The sequence below is a fragment of the Sporosarcina sp. 179-K 3D1 HS genome (assembly GCF_047228905.1).
In the GTDB taxonomy this organism is placed as follows: Bacteria; Bacillota; Bacilli; order Bacillales_A; family Planococcaceae; genus Sporosarcina.
The window spans coordinates 17,346-34,813 of record NZ_JBFEGI010000017.1; the positions used below are offsets into that span (position 1 = coordinate 17,346).

Below are 17,468 nucleotides of genomic sequence, written 5' to 3' on the forward strand. Positions count from 1 at the left end.
GCCTGTTTTTAGATTGGTCGCTTTTTTATTTGCTTGAAATGCGAATGTTCATTCCCTATAATAAAAGCGAGGAGGGGAACGAGTGTACTGAAAATGTTGGAGAAGTCGGTAAAACATGGAGTAGATTTGGATATGATGTCCTTAGCCAAAGACGGCCAAGTCAGTAAGCGCAGGATCAGAGTGATTCAAGTGGGGGATGCTTCCTTTAGGGCCTATTGCTATCTTCGAGGGTCCAAAGGACATTTAAAATCGACAATGTTTTGGCGCTTGTTCCCGTGAAACGGAAGGATACGTATGGTCATCTGATGGGGGTGTAAGGGTTGAGGTTGATTCCGTCCGAAGCACTTCCGCACTTTGAAAATGCGATTTATTTTCCAATGCTAATCACCATCCTAGAAATGGATCGGCATTTGATCGAGAGAGGACCTTACAAATTAAAGGCTCCATATCTGCGAATGATTGATGGGGCGCTGGCAGCCATTCGAGCCGAGTTGAAAGAAACGAATCAGTTTCTCAGGTTAAACAAAATGCGTCTAGAAAAAGGGGAGAACGACGGCATGTTCACGGAATACATATTGTATCACAGCTCCTACGAGGATCCAAGACGCTACCTAAACGTCCGTCTTAAAAACCGCTCCATAGAGTTGCTGGATGTCTATTTATTTTTAGCACTGAAATAAAAAAACGACCACATTAGCAGCCGTCTTCAAAAATTGCCATTGGTTTGTGTGGAAATCGGGCTTCCCACGGGACCGGCAGCCAATGCAATTTGATGTTTTTCAGGGCTTCCGCAAATTCCTCATCATCCATACGCTTACTGTGGTCGATCAAGACATCGCAGAAATGCGGGTGAGCATACATCGACCGTTCTTCATTGAGTACGCAAATGGTGCCGTTTAGGGATTGAAGGTAGTATTTCATGGTTTAGTCCTTTCATATGAATGTCATGAGTTCGATTTCCTTCTTTAAATAAGCCAGTTCTTTTTGACTCACGGGCCCGAATCCATCTTTGTTCAATCGATTCTTTGTCTTCATTAAATCCCCGATGGTATGTATCTGGTTTCGCTTCAGGATATTATAAAGGCGGATGCTAGCGTCCAAAAGCTCGATCGGCTCATCCTCGTAATTTTCTTTATCGAACCTCAATTTTCGCATTATAATCCCCTCATTTAACTTTTTTGCTTCTTCGTGTATTTTCTACGCGATTACATTTTCTTCATGTTTTTCAACATACTCAGTTATTGCTCGCTCAATTATTTCGATTCCATAGTCACCGTTCGCTGTCAAAGCGGCATGGAATCGTTTATGCAAACTCTTTGTCACCAACACTCTTACATAAGTAGAGATGCTAATTCCCTGCCTTTATTCTCCTTACTTATAATCCAATATTAGGTTATTGTGCCAGTTTAGTCTAGACAATTCAGTATTATTACACTACTATTAATTTAGGTAAATAGAATCAATAAAAGGGGTGGGAATGTTGAAGAAATTGCTCTCGTTGTTAATGGCTTTAGTTTTGGCGATCGGCTTACTGCCGTCCGCAACAGGCGCAGCACCAAAGGAATTGAAGGTTCATTTTATCGACGTTGGCCAAGGGGATGCAATATTAATCCAGGCGCCAGGCGGGAAAAACATGTTGGTGGATGGGGGTCCCAAGTCTGCTGGAGATAAAGTAGTCCAGTTTCTAAAGTCAAAAGGTGTAAAGCGTCTTGATTATGTAGTGGCAACGCATCCTGATGCTGATCACATCGGTGGACTAATCGCTGTATTGAATGCGTTCCCTGTAACGAATTTCATTGATTCCGGGCAGGTTCACACAACACAGACTTACTATGAAATGCTTCAGCTGATCGACAAGAAAGACATCAAGTTTACGGTACCCAAAGAGCTGGACAAGCTTACTTTGGATCCACAAATGATTATCCGTGTCTTGCATGCTGATGAAAATGCGCAAGACAATAATGATGCTTCTATTGTGTTGAAAGTAACCTACAATAAAGTGTCGTTCTTATTAATGGCAGACGCAAGTACAGAAATTGAGGATGAAATCAGAGCTAGATATGATGTGACTGCCACGGTCCTTAAAAACGGTCATCACGGCTCTAATACAAGCAGTTCAGCGGCTTTTATCAGCAATGTGAAGCCAAGCGTGGCGATCCTGTCATACGGAAAAAACAACAGTTATGGCCACCCGGACCTTGCAGTAGAGAGTAGACTCAATAAAGTTGGGGCTAAGACATACAAGACTCCATTGGATTGTGATATTACAGTTACTACCGATGGAATAAAACATTCGGTGGGGACAGCTTGCAAAAATGGGAAGGCGGTAACGCCACCTGCTGCAAAGCCTGCACCAAAAGCAACACCTAAACCTTCACCGAAGGTAACGAAACCAAAACCCGTTCAAACTCCTTCACGTTTTAAAAACTGTACTGAGTTAAGGAAATATTATCCCGGAGGAGTAATGAGAGGACATCCAGCATACGAAAGAAAACACGATCGCGATGGTGACGGACATGCGTGTGAATAAAGGTAAATACACATTGGATCGAATTGAAGAGGATCAATATGTTTTTTTGAAACATCCCAAAGAAGAGAATCAGTTACTCATTCCAGAGAATGATATCACCGGCGAAATTTCGGAAGGTGACATCGTGTTAATTTGTCGATCGGAATCAGGATATGAGATTGAAGTATTAATAGAAGAAACTGAAATCACTCGTGAGAAAGTTGACAATATTATTGAAAAGTTAAAAAATAAGAAGTAAGAAAAACAGCCACCAACTCGAAAGGGAAGGTGGCTGTTGTGATGTTAGCCAAGGCGGAGAAGCCCGTGCTAGGAAACGAGATAAGTAAACAATTTTATTTGAGACATAGCTTCTTTTAATATTTAATTAAGTAAGGATTAATAAACGAATTAAAACACCATATAGTGGTGCTTTTATAGGCAGCCTATGTGGGGTTTTTTGTATGTGATTTCAACATGGATCTCTGGTTTAAAAAGAAGGATTAAGAGAAGTGAGGTGCTAATAAATGGGTCATACGTATTTTGGGTAATAGTAATAGTGGTTTCATGGGTTGCTCATTGAAATAAGTAAAAAGTAAAATTACATAATAAAAGAGCGCTTTATTATACACCTTTCAAACGTTTTAGATTGCATTAAAACAATCGAAAATCTTTTAAACTATTGCCGACTTCTTCCTCGGTGATTCCGATATAGCGCAGCGTCGTCCGTTGTGATTCGTGATTGAATATTTCCATCAACGTTGCCACGTCTTTAGTGCGCTTGTAGTAATGATAACCGAATGTCTTGCGCATTGAGTGTGTTCCAACGTCTCGTTTGCCGATCAATTCGCCTGCTTCTGTTAAAATTCTGTAACATTGCGTTGTTGTTATGTTTTTATCACCTTTGCGCGAGGGGAAGAGCCAACCTTGTGACGGATTGCCGATAGATTCTATATAATCCGCAATATCCGGCATAATGGCGCTGATATGTACTGTGCGCTCTTTACGAGTCTTGCCCTCGCGTACCTTGAATTGAGTTCGTCCCTTTACGTCTTCAATGCGCAACTTAACTATGTCACCCGCACGCAAACCCGTTGATATGCCGGTTTTGAATAATAGGACGTTGCGTGGGCCATTTGTTGGCGACATTGCAAGCGCCTCGATCATCTGCTTTATTTCAGCCTGCTCACGTAATGGCTGTACATCAACTAGCGCGCCTTTAACGTTCTGCTTATGAAATATCGTCATTTAAAACGCCCCTTTTTCGTAGTATGGTTTTACCAATTGTAATGTAACTACCATACATTCTTTAAGTGTTCAATCGTAGAATAGCATTAATGTTAGTTTTCTTATGTATGCTTATTCTGAATAGCTTACGTTCGTAAAGCTATATCAAACTGAATGCTAATTAAACGACACTGTTACGAAAACATCTTGATCTTCATTTCCAATTCCTTTCATTGATCAACTTGTCGGTTTTTATTGTTTTCTTTTGCACTACCGCTGACATAACCGAATTTATTTCCAACACAGTGTACCCTTTACGAACATCCGTTTCTTCAAGTTTACAATTCCGTTCGGAAAGTCGCAAATAAACGAGTAAATGTTTGAAAAGTGTTTTAATATTTTTACGAACTGATTTTCACGATGTATTTATTTCAAACACAGTGTTCGTTAAAGTGTACTTTTATGAACACTATAAACTGTCTTAGGAAAGAAATTATTAAGCATTGTTGACCTTGTACTTAGGTACAGGGTTTATACTAAGTATGAGGTGAAACAAATGGAGTTTTATATAGGAGAACTGGCCGAGAAGTGTAAAGTTAACAAAGAAACTATTCGATATTATGAACGATTAGGATTAATTCCTAAGCCTTCTCGTTCAGAGTCAGGATATCGAATATACACAGAACCAACCGTTGACCGATTAAATTTCATTAAGCGCATCCAGGAATTAGGTTTTACTTTAAATGAAATTGATAAGCTTTTAGGAGTGGTAGATCATGATGAAACAAAGTGCCGTGATATGTATGATTTCACTGTTACTAAGATAGAGGACATTCAACGGAAAATTCAAGATCTCATGAGAATCGAACAAATGCTTATCGACCTAAAAGAAAGATGTCCCGAAAACAAAGATATTTATGAATGCCCCATTATTGAAACTTTATAAGAAATTTAAGGATGGAGGAATAGTATTGAAAAGATATCGGATTAATGTACAAGGAATGACTTGTACAAGTTGTGAACGTCATGTTTCAGTTGCCTTAAAAAATATAGGTGCGAATTGTATTGAAGTCAATTTTTTTCGTGGAGAAGCTGTATTTGAGCTTCAAAATGACATAGAAGTTGAATCAGCGAAAAATGCGATTGCTGAAGCTAACTACCAACCTGGTAATGTCGAAGTTATTAAGTCATATGTAAAAGAGGATGTTGATGATGAATATGACTACATCATCATTGGTTCTGGTGCAGCAGCCTTTTCATCTGCAATTGAAGCTGTGGGGTACGGCGCAAAAGTTGCGATGATTGAACGCGGAACAGTTGGGGGAACATGCGTTAATATTGGATGCGTTCCATCTAAGACCTTGTTAAGAGCAGGAGAAATCAATTATTCAGCAATAAATAATCCATTTACAGGATTACACACAATATCACAAAGTGTTGATTTAGCTTCATTAGTAAAACAAAAAGATGAATTAGTAAGCACACTTCGAAATGCAAAATATGTAAATTTAATTGACGATTACGGTTTTGAACTAATAAATGGTGAAGCGAAGTTTGTTAATGGGAAAACAGTTGAAGTGAATGGCAACCAAATAACTGCTAAGCGATTTTTAATAGCAACTGGCGCTTCTCCATCTGTTCCAAATATTTTGGGATTGAATGAGGTGGATTATTTAACAAGCACTTCATTACTTGAATTAAAGAAGGTTCCAAAGCGTCTTACAGTTCTAGGTTCTGGATATATCGGATTGGAATTAGGACAACTACTTCATCATTTAGGCGCAGAAGTAACTTTGATACAAAGGAGCGAGCGTCTATTAAAAGAATACGATCCTGAAATTTCAGAAGCTATTATTCATACCTTATCAGAACAGGGAATCAATTTAGTTACAGGAGCAACATATGAACGCGTAGAACAAGTTGGCGATATTAAAAAAGTTTATGTAGAGATAAATGGTGAAAAACGAATCATTGAAGCAGAACAATTGCTTGTAGCAACAGGAAGAAAACCAAATACTGAATCTTTGAACTTACATGCTGCAGGTGTTGACGTTGGTTCTCGTGGTGAAATCGTGGTTGATGAATATTCTAAAACGACCAATTCCCGAATTTATGCAGCCGGAGATGTAACTCTTGGTCCCCAATTTGTTTATGTGGCTGCTTATCAAGGTGGAATTGCCGCGCGTAATGCAATCGGGAGACTAAATCAAAAAGTAAATTTAGAAGTTATTCCAGGCGTTACGTTTACTAACCCATCGATTGCAACGGTTGGTTTAACTGAACAGCAAGCAAAAGAAAAAGGTCTTAAGGTAAAAACGTCTGTCTTGCCATTAGATGCAGTACCAAGAGCCCTCGTTAACCGGGAAACAACAGGTGTTTTTAAATTAGTAGCAGATGCAAAAACATTAAAAGTGTTAGGAGTTCACATCGTTTCAGAAAACGCAGGAGAGGTAATCTATGCGGCAACATTAGCTGTAAAATTCGGATTGACAGTTGATGATCTACGAGAAACACTTGCTCCCTATTTAACAATGGCAGAAGGATTGAAATTAGCAGCCCTTACGTTTGATAAAGATGTATCCAAATTATCTTGTTGTTCTGGATAGCAATATGAATACAAATAAAGCTGGAATTCCTTTGAGAAAGGGAATCGTTTTTTAATTAATCTAAACCACCGACCCTTACATCGAACTAAACAGGACGTCAGCAGTTCTTGGAAAAGCAGGTCACTAGTGCTAAGAAAAATGTGTCGTGTTGTTAAATGAATAGCGGAAGCAATAAAAATTAAGAAGAGGCAGTCTGAAAAGTGATTTAATAAACTTTTCGGCTGCCTCTTTAAAATATATATATATTTGAATGTTTGTGAGAATTATTGAAAGAAATTCTTGACTATCTTATCCTGTTAAACCGAAAATTACTAACTACAGGGATTGCTTTGTTTGTAATGTATATTTTAAAATTCTTTACCAAGGTTTAATGCTTTCCATATATCCTTGAATGTCCTTTTCACTCATTTCACCAGTAATGATTTTTATTATTTCTCCATTGGGATCAATCAGAAAAGTGGTAGGCAGTGGTTTAACATTATAAGCTTGCATGACACTTTTTGTTTTATCAATTAAGGTTGGAAAAACCATCCCATATTGGTCAGCGAAGGTTTGTACTTTCAAGTCGGACTCTGCAATATTGACAGCCAATACCTGGACTCCTTGATTTTTATAAACTTCGTATTGTCTCCCCATCGCAGGCATTTCTTTCTTACAGGGGGCGCACCAAGTTCCCCAAAAGTTTAGGAAAACGCCTTGGCCTTTGTAATTAGATAATTGATGGTTTTCTCCGTTCAAATCAACCAACATAAAATCAGGAGCTTCATCTCCCACTTTCAATACTTTCTGTTTTTCTTTTGTTAAGCTGTTGTATATTGTAAATACAATAGCGATTGCCAATACTAGTAAAACCAATATACGCGTTATTAAACGTTGCTTCTTATTATTTTTCAACAGTTAGCTACTCCCTTCAACAACTTGCAGAACGCGAATGGACTGCTTTTTAATTATTACTATACTAAATGACTGTCAAAAAATTATGCAGTCATAAAGCTGTCATAATTAGATATGGAAATAACATTTTTTACCATGCTTCTTTGACTCTGCATATTTACTTCATATTTATTCTCTATAATAATTTTCAGAAGAAGAGAGGGGAAAGTTCAAGTGAACAGAATCTCTACAAAGTTAACATCCTACTTTTTTATTTCTGTACTAATAATGGAAACTTCATTAATGCTTTATCTCCATCAAAGCATCATTCATTCAAGGATTGATGAAGAGTTCTCTCAATTGATGGCAAGCGGTTCAAATCATCGGGACGTACTAATAGAGTATTATTCGGATACAACAATGAAACACATTGTATTAATGGAAAAAGACGGTGATCGAGGGGTCGTCATTACGGATAGTCAAGGTAGTATTATTCTTAGTTCTGAGGGAAATATCGCAAAGTATCTTCCACAAGTAAAAGAGTTCGATTTGCAAGCAGACAAGGTATTAGTTTCGGAGTGGGAAGATTCTCCCTATATCATTAGTGCACATCCTTATCATGTGGATTCTCAACACTCTGGTTTTGTCATCATGTTTCAAAGTACAAAGTCGATTGAGCAATTGGTTGGGAAATTGAATATGCATTTTGGATTGGCAGGTGTGACCAGTGTGGTTGCGCTATTTATTATCTATGCAATTCTTTCCAAGTTTCTCACACGCCCTTTAATCCGAATGAAAGAGGCGACCGAGAAATTGAGTAAAGGAGATTTCGATGTAAGCCTTCCGTTCATAGGAAAGGATGAGCTTGGTGAATTATCGGTATCGATACAAAAGCTTGCGAATGACTTACAACGATTAAAAAAAGAACGCAATGAATTTCTTGCCTCCATAGCTCATGAATTAAGCACACCTTTGACATATTTGATTGGTTATTCAAAAGTGGCGATGAGACAAGGCGTGGATGAAAAAGAACGTGAGCATTACCTGAAAATTATTGAAGAAGAATCAGATCGAATGAAAGATCTGGTTAAAAACTTATTGGATCTGGCGAAAATGGATGAGAATACTTTCACCGTATCGAAGAATTATTTTTGGGCACGTCCATTTCTTGAAGATATTTATAAGCTTGTGAGACCATCATTTGATTTGAAGAATCTTAAACTTGACCTCATTTGCCAGGAGGATTTTGAAATCCATGCCGATTCTGTACGATTGGAACAAGTGGTATTAAATTTATTGGACAATGCTTTGAAATATTCAAATGAAAATACAACAGTAACACTAGAAGCCCGTAAAGAAGGGGATAGGTCAGTCATTTCAGTAACAGATGTTGGAATTGGCATTCCATACGAAGAGACTGAATTTATTTTTGAGAAATTATACCGTGTAGAAAAGTCACGCTCGCGTTCTTTTGGTGGATCTGGAATTGGACTTGCAGTTGTGAAGGAGCTTGTCGATGCGCACGGTGGGAGCATAGAAGTCGAAAGTGCATTGGGGCAAGGAAGCACTTTTACAGTTACAGTTTAACGGGGGAGGGCAAGGGATAATATGCGTACAATCTTATTAGTTGATGATGAGCAAAGGATGTTAGATCTCATTGAATTATTTTTAATACCGCACGGTTTCAGTTGCATCAAAGAAACCAGCGGTAAAAAAGCGATTGAAATAATAAAAAAGGAAAAGATCAGTCTTGTTCTATTGGATGTGATGATGCCGAAGATGAATGGATGGGAAGTGTGTGAAAGAATCCGTGAGTTTTCGGATGTTCCAATCATTATGCTTACGGCTAGGGCTGACAAGCCCGATTTAGTGAAAGGGCTAGATACGGGAGCGGATGATTATATTACGAAACCCTTTGATGAGAGAGAGCTAACAGCAAGGGTGAATGCACTTTTGCGCCGTTTCCCAAACAATGAAAAAGAAGTGGATGTGATTGTTAATGGGGAATTTACACTGGATCGAGAAACCTATTCATTACAATATAATAACCTGAAAGTACAATTGACGTTAAAAGAATTTTGTATTATTGAAGCTATGATTACCCGGCCTCAAAAAACTTTCACTAGGGAAGAGTTATTACAAGCTGCTTGGGATTATAACACATACACAGATATACGAACCATAGATTCCCATATTAGAAATTTGAGAGATAAATTAAAGTCTACCGGATTCCCTATTGAAGAATTTTTAAAGACAGTATGGGGAATTGGATATAAATGGAGTTAAAGGAGAATTGGTATGTTCAAGAATTTTAAAATCCTTATAGGATTAATGTCTTTGGTCGTTATCATGTCGGCTTGTAATAAAGAAAGTGAAACCTATTCATTTGAAAAAGTAAAAAACAATAAATTTGAACACTTACACGGATTAGGATATATAAATGGCGGACCTGAAATTATAATTTCAACACACGATGGACTATACGAATATGACAATGAGGAATGGAAAGAAGCGAATAGCGAGAAGCATGATTATATGGGGTTTCAAGCAATTCGTGAAGGGTTTTTCTCAAGCGGCCACCCCGAACCGGGATCCGACTATAAAAATCCGCTAGGTCTTATCAAAAGTATAGATCGGGGCGCCAGCTTTGAAAAGTTGGCGTTCTATGGAGAAATCGATTTCCATTACCTTGGAGCAGGTTATGATTCAAATGCTGTCTATGTAATAAATGAAATGCCTACCAATGAGATGTCTAGAGGTTTTCATTATACAGTGGATGAAGGTGCAACTTGGAATAAGGCTTCTATGAATGGATTCAATTCAGATTTCATCTCGAACTTGGCTGCCCATCCGACACAGAAAGAGATGATTGCCATCGGTAGTAAAGAAGGAATCTATTTATCAAAGGATTATGGTGAAAACTTTGAAGCATTCAATGATACAAAAATGGTTCTTTATGTGACATTGTCTGACGATGGAGGATACTACTCGAGCTTTGAAAATGAAACAGTGCAACTCAAGTTCTTTACATTCGGAAGTGATCAAGAATTGGAAATTCAGCTACCGCATGAGAAAGTCGATCCAATAGTATTTATAGCAGTAAATCCAGAAAATGAAAAAGAGATGGTCTTCGCAACATATACGAATGATATTTATTTGACGAAAGATGAAGGGCTCAATTGGGATAGGCTTGCAAAAAATGGTGAATTAGTGAAATGAAACTGGACGGTGTCATAAATGTATGGATGGATGTCTAAAATCAGTACAACAATTACTGAACCCGTTACAGTCCTGATAAATTCATTTGACCAACATCCACTGATGGTCGCATTCCTACTAGGCTTGGTCGGGGCTGTTGCGCCCTGCCAGCTTACGGGGAATATGAGTGCAATTACTTTATATGGGAATCGGACAATCCAAATGAAGAGTGACATAGGAGAAATTATTTCCTTTATTGCAGGCAAAGTGGCAGTATTCAGTTTGCTCGGATTATTAACGTGGTCCTTTGGGGAATCATTTGAAACATCACTAACCGAATATTTTCCATTTTTCCGCAAAGCGATTGGTCCACTTATTATCATGACAGGGCTTGTTTTGTTGGGGATTCTTAAGCTACGATTCCTCATTCGAATAACGGGGCTTATTCCTATGCGGCTGCGAGATGGAAAGCTTGGTTCTTTTATATTGGGAGCAAGTTTTTCTCTTGCTTTTTGTCCAACGATGTTTGTGCTTTTTTTCCTTTGGTTAATGCCTTTGGTTGTCTCTACATCTTACGGTTTCGTTTTGCCCGTTGTTTTCGGAGTAGCCACTTCGCTTCCGCTTATTCTTCTTTTTCTTTTAATATGGTTCTTTGATGGAAAGCGACTTATTATGAAGACTAGCATGAAGACAGGAAGAATTGTACAACGCTTGGCGGGCGTTATTCTTGTTTTTATTGGTATCGTGGATACGATTACTTATTGGGGAGTTTAATTCAAAAGATGATTGGTCAACAGAGAGTTAAATTGACTACATTGTCGTATTGGTTTGTACAAAAAAGGAGCTAAGCTAGTTGTTTACTGATTTGAACCTGTTTCTTGCATTTGGCGCGGGGTTTTTGAATTTCATATCTCCATGTACGTTACCGTTATATCCGGCGTTTGTATCATATATAACAGGCATGTCGCTTGATGATTTGAAGTCTGACAAAAAACGGTTTAGAAAAAGTGGAATACTCCATACGATTTTCTTCCTAATCGGTTTTTCAGTCATCTTCATCTTTCTTGGATATAGCTCATCGCTTGTAGGTACGTTTTTTTATCAGCACCAGGACCTCCTTCGTCAGGTAGGGGCAATATTCATTGTCATTTTTGGATTGATGATATTGGGATTCTTTACGCCTAAGTTTCTTATGCAGGAGAAAAAATTGCAATTTAAGAATCGTCCGACCGGCTATGTGGGTACATTCCTAATAGGACTTGCATTTGCAGCAGGATGGACTCCATGTACCGGACCAATTACGGGCGCGGTATTTATGATCGCTTCTCAAAATCCGGGGGCGGGTGTATGGTATATGACTGCCTATGTTCTCGGATTTGCAATCCCGTTTTTCCTACTTTCCCTATTCATAACTCGTGTTTCATGGATACAAAAACACAATCGGACAATAACGAAAGTCGGAGGATATCTTATGATTGCGTTGGGCGTACTGCTATTCTTCGATGGATTAACGTACATTATTAGGTGGTTGAGTCCGTTTTTTGGAGGTTTTATGGGATTCTGATTTGACAGAAGCATGAAAAGCTTAAAATAAAGAATTAAGGATTGCTTCATGTCTGCTCGAAAATTTCTTGAAGTATGATGAAAATATAAAAAAATATGTGAGGCAACAGAATGATGTCAAGCTTCAATATTAATGTCCGCCGTATAGGGTGGACATTTTTTATTTTTAAACAATCAAATAAATATAAAGGAAATATAGTAGTTCACACAGTTGTCTAATGCTTTCCATGAATACTGCATAATTGCTAAGTACAATGATATGGAGATGCTTTATGGAGTTTTGGTATAAATCCTGATATTTTCATCCGTAAAAAAATGAGAAATAGTGGAGGAGTACATTAAAAAATGAGTAAAATTAAATGTCTTTGTGGTCATGAAAATCCATTCGGTACTGTACTTTGTGAGCAATGTGGAAGACCACAGACAGAAGAGGCAAAAAAGAGCGATCTTTTCGACATGCGCTATGAGGGATCGGCGAGAAGATCGCAAACCTATAAGCGATCCATTATTGACAAGGTGTGGAATTTCTTTTCAAGCGTTAAGGTTGGAATTTCTATCATTGTCGCGGTCCTTGCGACATCCGCAATTGGAACTCTTTTTCCACAGAAATTTTTTGTTCCGGCAGTTACTGAGGCCGATATCCTAGCATATTACGAAAAACATTATGGCTTTATAGGAACCCTTTATTACAAGCTCGGCTTTTATGATATGTACAATAGCTGGTGGTTCATAACGCTGATTGGAATGCTTGGTACGTCCATTATTATCGCTAGTATTGATAGGGTCGTCCCACTCTATAAATCGTTAAAAAAACAACGCACCAAACGACATTCTTCTTTCTTAAAGAAGCAAAGAATTTTCGGTGAAGGTCAAGTAAAAGATGCTGATAGTTCACTGGTTCAAGCAGCAGAGAAACTAAAAGAGCTCCGTTACCATGTGAAGACAGAAGAAGGAGCGCTACTTGCGGAGAAAGGCCGCTTTTCCAGATGGGGCCCTTACGTCAATCATACGGGATTGATCATTTTCCTGTTTGGTGTTTTATTACGAGGACTTCCTGGCTTTTATGTCGATGAAGCGCTCTGGCTCCGGGAAGGAGAGACGCGTGCCATTCCAGGTGCCCCCGGATATTATTTAAAGAACAATCAGTTCCATATCGAGACTTACTCGAAAGAAGAAGATGCCGTGTTTGGCCAGGCGATAGACCGCGTTGGGACAATCGTGAAAAATTATCAATCCGATGTCACCTTATATAAAGACCCAGAGGGGGGGCTACCGGGTCAGTCAGAGCAGATGGAATTTGTGAAAGATTATTCAATTATCGTCAATGATCCACTAAACTTTGACGGATTCAACGTTTTTCAGATGGACTACCGACTAGACGAATTAAAATCGATGACATTCCAATTAACGGAAAAGTCTACCGATAAATCATTTGGCAATTTTACGGTTGATCTTCTCAATCCCAAGCGTTTATATGAACTAAATGAAGGAGCATATGTGGAACTGAAAGATTATTATCCAGATTATGACGGCTTTGAGAATGGTGAACCAAAATCAAAGTCACCCATACCGAACAATCCCGCATTTTTTTTCAAAATGGTAACACCGGCCAAGCCTGACGGAGAAATGAGTTTTGTGGCGATTCGTCAAACGTTTGAACCGGAAGTGAATGACTATAAAGCAACGTTTGTCAGTGCCGAAACTCGTAATATTACCGGACTTGTCGTACGGAAAGATAAGACATTGTATATCTTGCTCCTCGGAGGCATCATATTCATGATCGGGGTTGCACAGGGCTCTTATTGGAATCATCGGAGAATATGGATTCAAAAAGGAGAAGGAAATGAACTTTTCCTAGCGGGTCATACAAATAAAAACTGGTTTGGCTTTAAAAAGGAGCTTGATAAAGTGAAAGTCTATGCTAACTTGCCTCTATGTGAAGACAGACAGGATAATGACTTTGATATGAACAAGAGGAAAGGAGCCAATAAATAATGCAATTAGCATCTTTGAGTGGAAATTTATTGTTCGTTTCTTTCGTCGCATACCTTGTCGCAACGTTATTCTTTGGGGGAGCGGTAAAAGGTGCGAAATCAAAAGATACTTATGAAAATAATCGATGGGGAAAGATTGCAATTGTTATTACAATCCTTGGATTCATTACCCATTTAGGTTATTTCATTACAAGATGGATTGCTTCTGCCCATGCGCCGGTCAGTAATATGTTTGAATTTATAACCGCATTTGCGATGATGATTATCGGGGCATTTATCTTAATATTTTTCCTTTATCGCACACCATCCCTCGGATTGTTTGCTTTGCCGTTAGCAGTTGTAATGATCGGGTATGCGAGTATGTTCCCAAGGGAGCTTACTCCATTGATTCCCGCTTTAAAAAGCTACTGGTTGACGATTCATGTGATTACAGCTGCGATCGGTGAGGCGATTCTCGCTATCAGTGCGGTAGCAGGTCTAATCTTTCTATTGAAAAACATTGATCTGTCGAAAAAATCAAAGCAGCGTTTTTGGTTGGAATCAGTAGTGTTTACACTCATTCTGGTGGTCGGATTTATCCTATCTTCTACGACATTTGCGATTATGGGGTATGAAGCAAAATTTACTTATATTGATAAAAATGAACAACCAGCTCAAATTGTTTATAATTACCCGCCATTATTCGGAATGAATGAGTATGAATCACTCACGCCTGACAAGATGACACCACTTGCCGAAATGCCAGCAATCGTCAATGCGAAAACGCTAACGACGTTCGTCTGGTCAGTTGCAGCAGGGATAGTGCTCTATTTGTTGCTAAGGCTTATTTTACGTCGTCCTATTGCTACATTGTTTCAGCCTTTCGCAAAAAAGGCGAATTCTCAAGTTATGGACGAGATTGGATACAGATCGGTCCTGATTGGTTTCCCGGTATTTACACTAGGAGCGCTAATTTTCGCTATGATTTGGGCACATGAGGCATGGTCCAGATTTTGGGGTTGGGACCCGAAAGAGGTTTGGGCGCTCATTACATGGCTATTCTATGCGGCATATCTTCACTTACGGCTCTCCCGTGGATGGGAAGGTGAAAAATCAGCATGGCTCGCAGTTATTGGCTTTATCATCATCATGTTTAATTTAATTGCGGTTAACTTGATTATTGCAGGGCTGCATTCCTACGCATGAGCAGATGTACTTCCTCCTTTCCTTTACAACGTATAAAAACTCCATGAGAAAATATCTTCATGGAGTTTTTTATATGGAAAATATGACATTCGAACAGTATCGTTACATCTTAAATTTTCAACAATCTTGCATTAATTGCTACGATTATAGTGCTTAGCGACATCAATATTGCGCCTATTGCGGGGCTGAGAACAACGCCAAATTTATATAAAGCTCCCGCAGCCAAGGGAATTGCGAGAATATTATAGCCAGCAGCCCACCACAAGTTTTGTGTCATTTTTCGGTAGGTAGCCCTCGAAAGTTTTATAATATTGACGACATCGAGTGGATTACTTTTAACAAGGACTACGTCAGCAGTTTCGATGGCAACGTCTGTTCCTGCCCCTACAGCAATGCCGAGATCTGCTTTTGCAAGAGCAGGGGCATCGTTTACTCCGTCTCCAGTCATAGCGGTTCGAAGTCGTTCAACTTGTTGGATATGCTCAATCTTTTCGGACTTCTCATGTGGAAGGACTTCAGCAAAAATTTCTTCCATTTTGAGTTGTTCACCTATATAATGCGCCACCTTTACATTATCGCCGGTCAGCATAATAGATTTGATATTCATTTCTTTTAACTGATTGATGGCATCTATTGCTGTTTCACGTACGATATCCGCAAGTGCAATCATTCCTGCAAAGACTCCATCGACCAACGTGAAGACGACAGTTTTCCCTTCTGCGGACCATTTATCAAATTGAACTACATCAAATTGAAGGTTTTGCTCTTTCACATATCCAGGGCTGACGACCAAGACCTGCCTTCCATTAACAGTTCCTTCCAGACCTTTACCGGTCAATGATTGGAAATTCTCTACTCTTTGAAGAGGGATACCCATTTCTTCCGCTTTCCTAGTTACACCCTTTGCAAGAGGGTGTTGCGATTGAGCCTCGACCGCGGCTGCATAGGAAATGACATCTTCTTCACTGAAATCTGGGGATGTGTAAATATTTGTTACACCAAACTCACCTTTCGTAAGTGTCCCTGTTTTGTCAAAAACGACTGCTTCAATATTTCGCGCGCCTTCAAAAGCGGCCCGATTTCGTATGAGAAGGCCATTTTTAGCCGCAATGGATGTTGAGACGGCGACTACTAATGGGGCTGCCAGCCCTAAAGCGTGGGGACATGCAATAATCAGTACTGTGACCATTCTCTCCATCGCAAATGCAACCGGATAACCGAGTGAAGTCCAGATGAAGAAAGTGATCAGACCGGCTGCCAATGCCCCATAAAACAGCCACTTTGCAGCCCGGTTGGCAAGGTCTTGTGCCTTTGACTTGGATTCCTGTGCTTCTTTAACCAAAGTAATAACTTGAGATAGATACGTTTCACTTCCAGTTTTCATGACGGAAATGACAAGTGATCCTTCGCCGTTAATGGACCCACCAATCGCCTCTAGGCCTGCTCCTTTTTCGACAGGGACCGATTCACCAGTCAGCATTGATTCGTCAATTGTAGATTTACCTTCAAGTATCATCCCATCTACAGGTACTTTTTCTCCAGGTTTTACGAGAACATGATCTCCTTGTTGTAACTCCGTGACGTCCACTTCTGTAATATTTCCGTCCTCATCGATGAGATGCGCTTCAGAAGGCATTAATTTGGCTAGCTCTTCCAAAGCTTTTGAAGCTCCCATAACGGAACGCATTTCAATCCAGTGTCCGAGTAGCATAATATCAACTAGTGTAGCAAGCTCCCAAAAGAAATCGTTTTCTGCATAGCCAAATACCGCAGCTGTGCTATACACATATGCCACGGTAATGGCCAATGAAATCAGCGTCATCATGCCGGGGGCTCTATCTTTCAGCTCATCCTTTGTCCCTGCAAGAAAAGGCCAGCCTCCATAAAAGAATACAAAAGTGGAGAGAACAAAGAGAATATAATTATCCCCTGTAAAACGCCAATCAACGCCAAGGAACATTTGAATCATCGGTGAAAGAATCAAAATAGGAATTGTAACAATTAGAGATATGTAAAATCGCTTCTTGAAATCCTCAACCATATGCGCATGGTGATCGTGGTGTCCGTGATGATTTCCATGAGAATGTTGTACATCGTGATTATGATGATCGTGATGGCCATGGCCTTCATGGGAATGTTTATCATCGTGAATAGGGTGTCTTGCATTTTCATGATGGTTTTCTAGTCCATGGTCGTTGTGGTGATGACGATTTGACATACAAAAAACTCCTTTCTAGTTTATGCCAGTTTAGGTATAAATTTATTATAGCTGTTTAATTTGCAGAAACTATGCACTATCCAAATTGTGTCTTCTGG

At 39.2% G+C, this 17,468-nt stretch carries 17 protein-coding genes; 12 read left to right on the forward strand and 5 right to left on the reverse strand.

Going from position 1 to position 17,468, the window contains the following annotated elements; translation table 11 throughout:
• The first annotated feature begins 320 nt into the window (after window positions 1-320).
• On the forward strand, window positions 321-680 hold the full coding sequence (locus AB1K83_RS16825) for a hypothetical protein (RefSeq protein ID WP_413059363.1): 360 nt from the start codon (window positions 321-323) through the stop codon (window positions 678-680).
• Window positions 681-693: 13 nt separating this feature from the next.
• Here AB1K83_RS16825 and AB1K83_RS16830 read toward each other — a convergent pair whose 3' ends face one another.
• On the reverse strand, window positions 694-921 hold the full coding sequence (locus AB1K83_RS16830) for a hypothetical protein (RefSeq protein WP_413059364.1): 228 nt from the start codon (window positions 919-921) through the stop codon (window positions 694-696).
• Between the two features lie 12 nt (window positions 922-933).
• Window positions 934-1,155, reverse strand: coding sequence for a DNA-directed RNA polymerase subunit alpha C-terminal domain-containing protein (locus AB1K83_RS16835; protein ID WP_413059365.1), 222 nt, complete (start codon window positions 1,153-1,155; stop codon window positions 934-936).
• 322 nt (window positions 1,156-1,477) lie between these two features.
• On the opposite strand from AB1K83_RS16835, the gene AB1K83_RS16840 reads away from it, so the two are divergent.
• Together AB1K83_RS16840 and AB1K83_RS16845 are read left to right on the forward strand one after the other, a co-directional pair.
• Entirely contained in the window at window positions 1,478-2,530 is a 1,053-nt protein-coding gene (locus AB1K83_RS16840) for an MBL fold metallo-hydrolase (RefSeq protein WP_413059366.1), read from the forward strand.
• Entirely contained in the window at window positions 2,517-2,768 is a 252-nt protein-coding gene (locus AB1K83_RS16845; RefSeq protein WP_413059367.1) for a DUF3006 family protein, read from the forward strand. Before AB1K83_RS16840 ends, AB1K83_RS16845 begins: the two co-directional genes overlap by 14 nt.
• Window positions 2,769-3,160: 392 nt before the next feature.
• Here AB1K83_RS16845 and AB1K83_RS16850 read toward each other — a convergent pair whose 3' ends face one another.
• Window positions 3,161-3,754 (reverse strand): tyrosine-type recombinase/integrase, encoded by a 594-nt coding sequence (locus tag AB1K83_RS16850; protein WP_413059368.1) that lies wholly within the window; start codon window positions 3,752-3,754, stop codon window positions 3,161-3,163.
• Between the two features lie 535 nt (window positions 3,755-4,289).
• On the opposite strand from AB1K83_RS16850, the gene merR1 reads away from it, so the two are divergent.
• Window positions 4,290-4,679 carry a mercury resistance transcriptional regulator MerR1 gene (gene merR1, locus AB1K83_RS16855; RefSeq protein WP_413059369.1) on the forward strand — a complete coding sequence of 130 codons (390 nt, stop codon included), beginning with the start codon at window positions 4,290-4,292 and terminating at the stop codon, window positions 4,677-4,679.
• A gap of 25 nt (window positions 4,680-4,704) precedes the next feature.
• The gene (gene merA / locus AB1K83_RS16860; RefSeq protein WP_413059370.1) at window positions 4,705-6,339 is read left to right on the forward strand and encodes a mercury(II) reductase; all 1,635 of its coding nucleotides are present in this window, start codon (window positions 4,705-4,707) and stop codon (window positions 6,337-6,339) included.
• Window positions 6,340-6,696: 357 nt separating this feature from the next.
• On the opposite strand, the gene resA is transcribed toward merA, so the two are convergent.
• A complete protein-coding gene (gene resA / locus AB1K83_RS16865; protein ID WP_413059371.1) occupies window positions 6,697-7,233 on the reverse strand; it encodes a thiol-disulfide oxidoreductase ResA in 537 nt (178 codons plus the stop codon).
• Between the two features lie 213 nt (window positions 7,234-7,446).
• On the opposite strand from resA, the gene AB1K83_RS16870 reads away from it, so the two are divergent.
• From AB1K83_RS16870 to ccsB, 7 genes are all read left to right on the forward strand, one after another.
• Complete coding sequence (locus AB1K83_RS16870) at window positions 7,447-8,799, forward strand: ATP-binding protein (protein ID WP_413059372.1); 1,353 nt, start codon at window positions 7,447-7,449, stop codon at window positions 8,797-8,799.
• Between the two features lie 21 nt (window positions 8,800-8,820).
• Entirely contained in the window at window positions 8,821-9,498 is a 678-nt protein-coding gene (locus AB1K83_RS16875) for a response regulator transcription factor (protein ID WP_413059373.1), read from the forward strand.
• Between the two features lie 12 nt (window positions 9,499-9,510).
• On the forward strand, window positions 9,511-10,431 hold the full coding sequence (locus AB1K83_RS16880) for a F510_1955 family glycosylhydrolase (protein WP_413059374.1): 921 nt from the start codon (window positions 9,511-9,513) through the stop codon (window positions 10,429-10,431).
• Window positions 10,432-10,449: 18 nt separating this feature from the next.
• Window positions 10,450-11,184 (forward strand): sulfite exporter TauE/SafE family protein, encoded by a 735-nt coding sequence (locus tag AB1K83_RS16885; protein WP_413059375.1) that lies wholly within the window; start codon window positions 10,450-10,452, stop codon window positions 11,182-11,184.
• 79 nt (window positions 11,185-11,263) lie between these two features.
• Window positions 11,264-11,974, forward strand: coding sequence for a cytochrome c biogenesis CcdA family protein (locus AB1K83_RS16890; protein ID WP_413059376.1), 711 nt, complete (start codon window positions 11,264-11,266; stop codon window positions 11,972-11,974).
• A 344-nt stretch (window positions 11,975-12,318) separates the two neighbouring features.
• Window positions 12,319-13,968 carry a cytochrome c biogenesis protein ResB gene (locus AB1K83_RS16895; protein WP_413059377.1) on the forward strand — a complete coding sequence of 550 codons (1,650 nt, stop codon included), beginning with the start codon at window positions 12,319-12,321 and terminating at the stop codon, window positions 13,966-13,968.
• A complete protein-coding gene (gene ccsB, locus AB1K83_RS16900) occupies window positions 13,968-15,152 on the forward strand; it encodes a c-type cytochrome biogenesis protein CcsB (protein WP_413059378.1) in 1,185 nt (394 codons plus the stop codon). Before AB1K83_RS16895 ends, ccsB begins: the two co-directional genes overlap by 1 nt.
• Window positions 15,153-15,261: 109 nt before the next feature.
• Here ccsB and AB1K83_RS16905 read toward each other — a convergent pair whose 3' ends face one another.
• Window positions 15,262-17,370 (reverse strand): copper-translocating P-type ATPase, encoded by a 2,109-nt coding sequence (locus AB1K83_RS16905; RefSeq protein ID WP_413059379.1) that lies wholly within the window; start codon window positions 17,368-17,370, stop codon window positions 15,262-15,264.
• Window positions 17,371-17,468 lie beyond the last annotated feature (98 nt).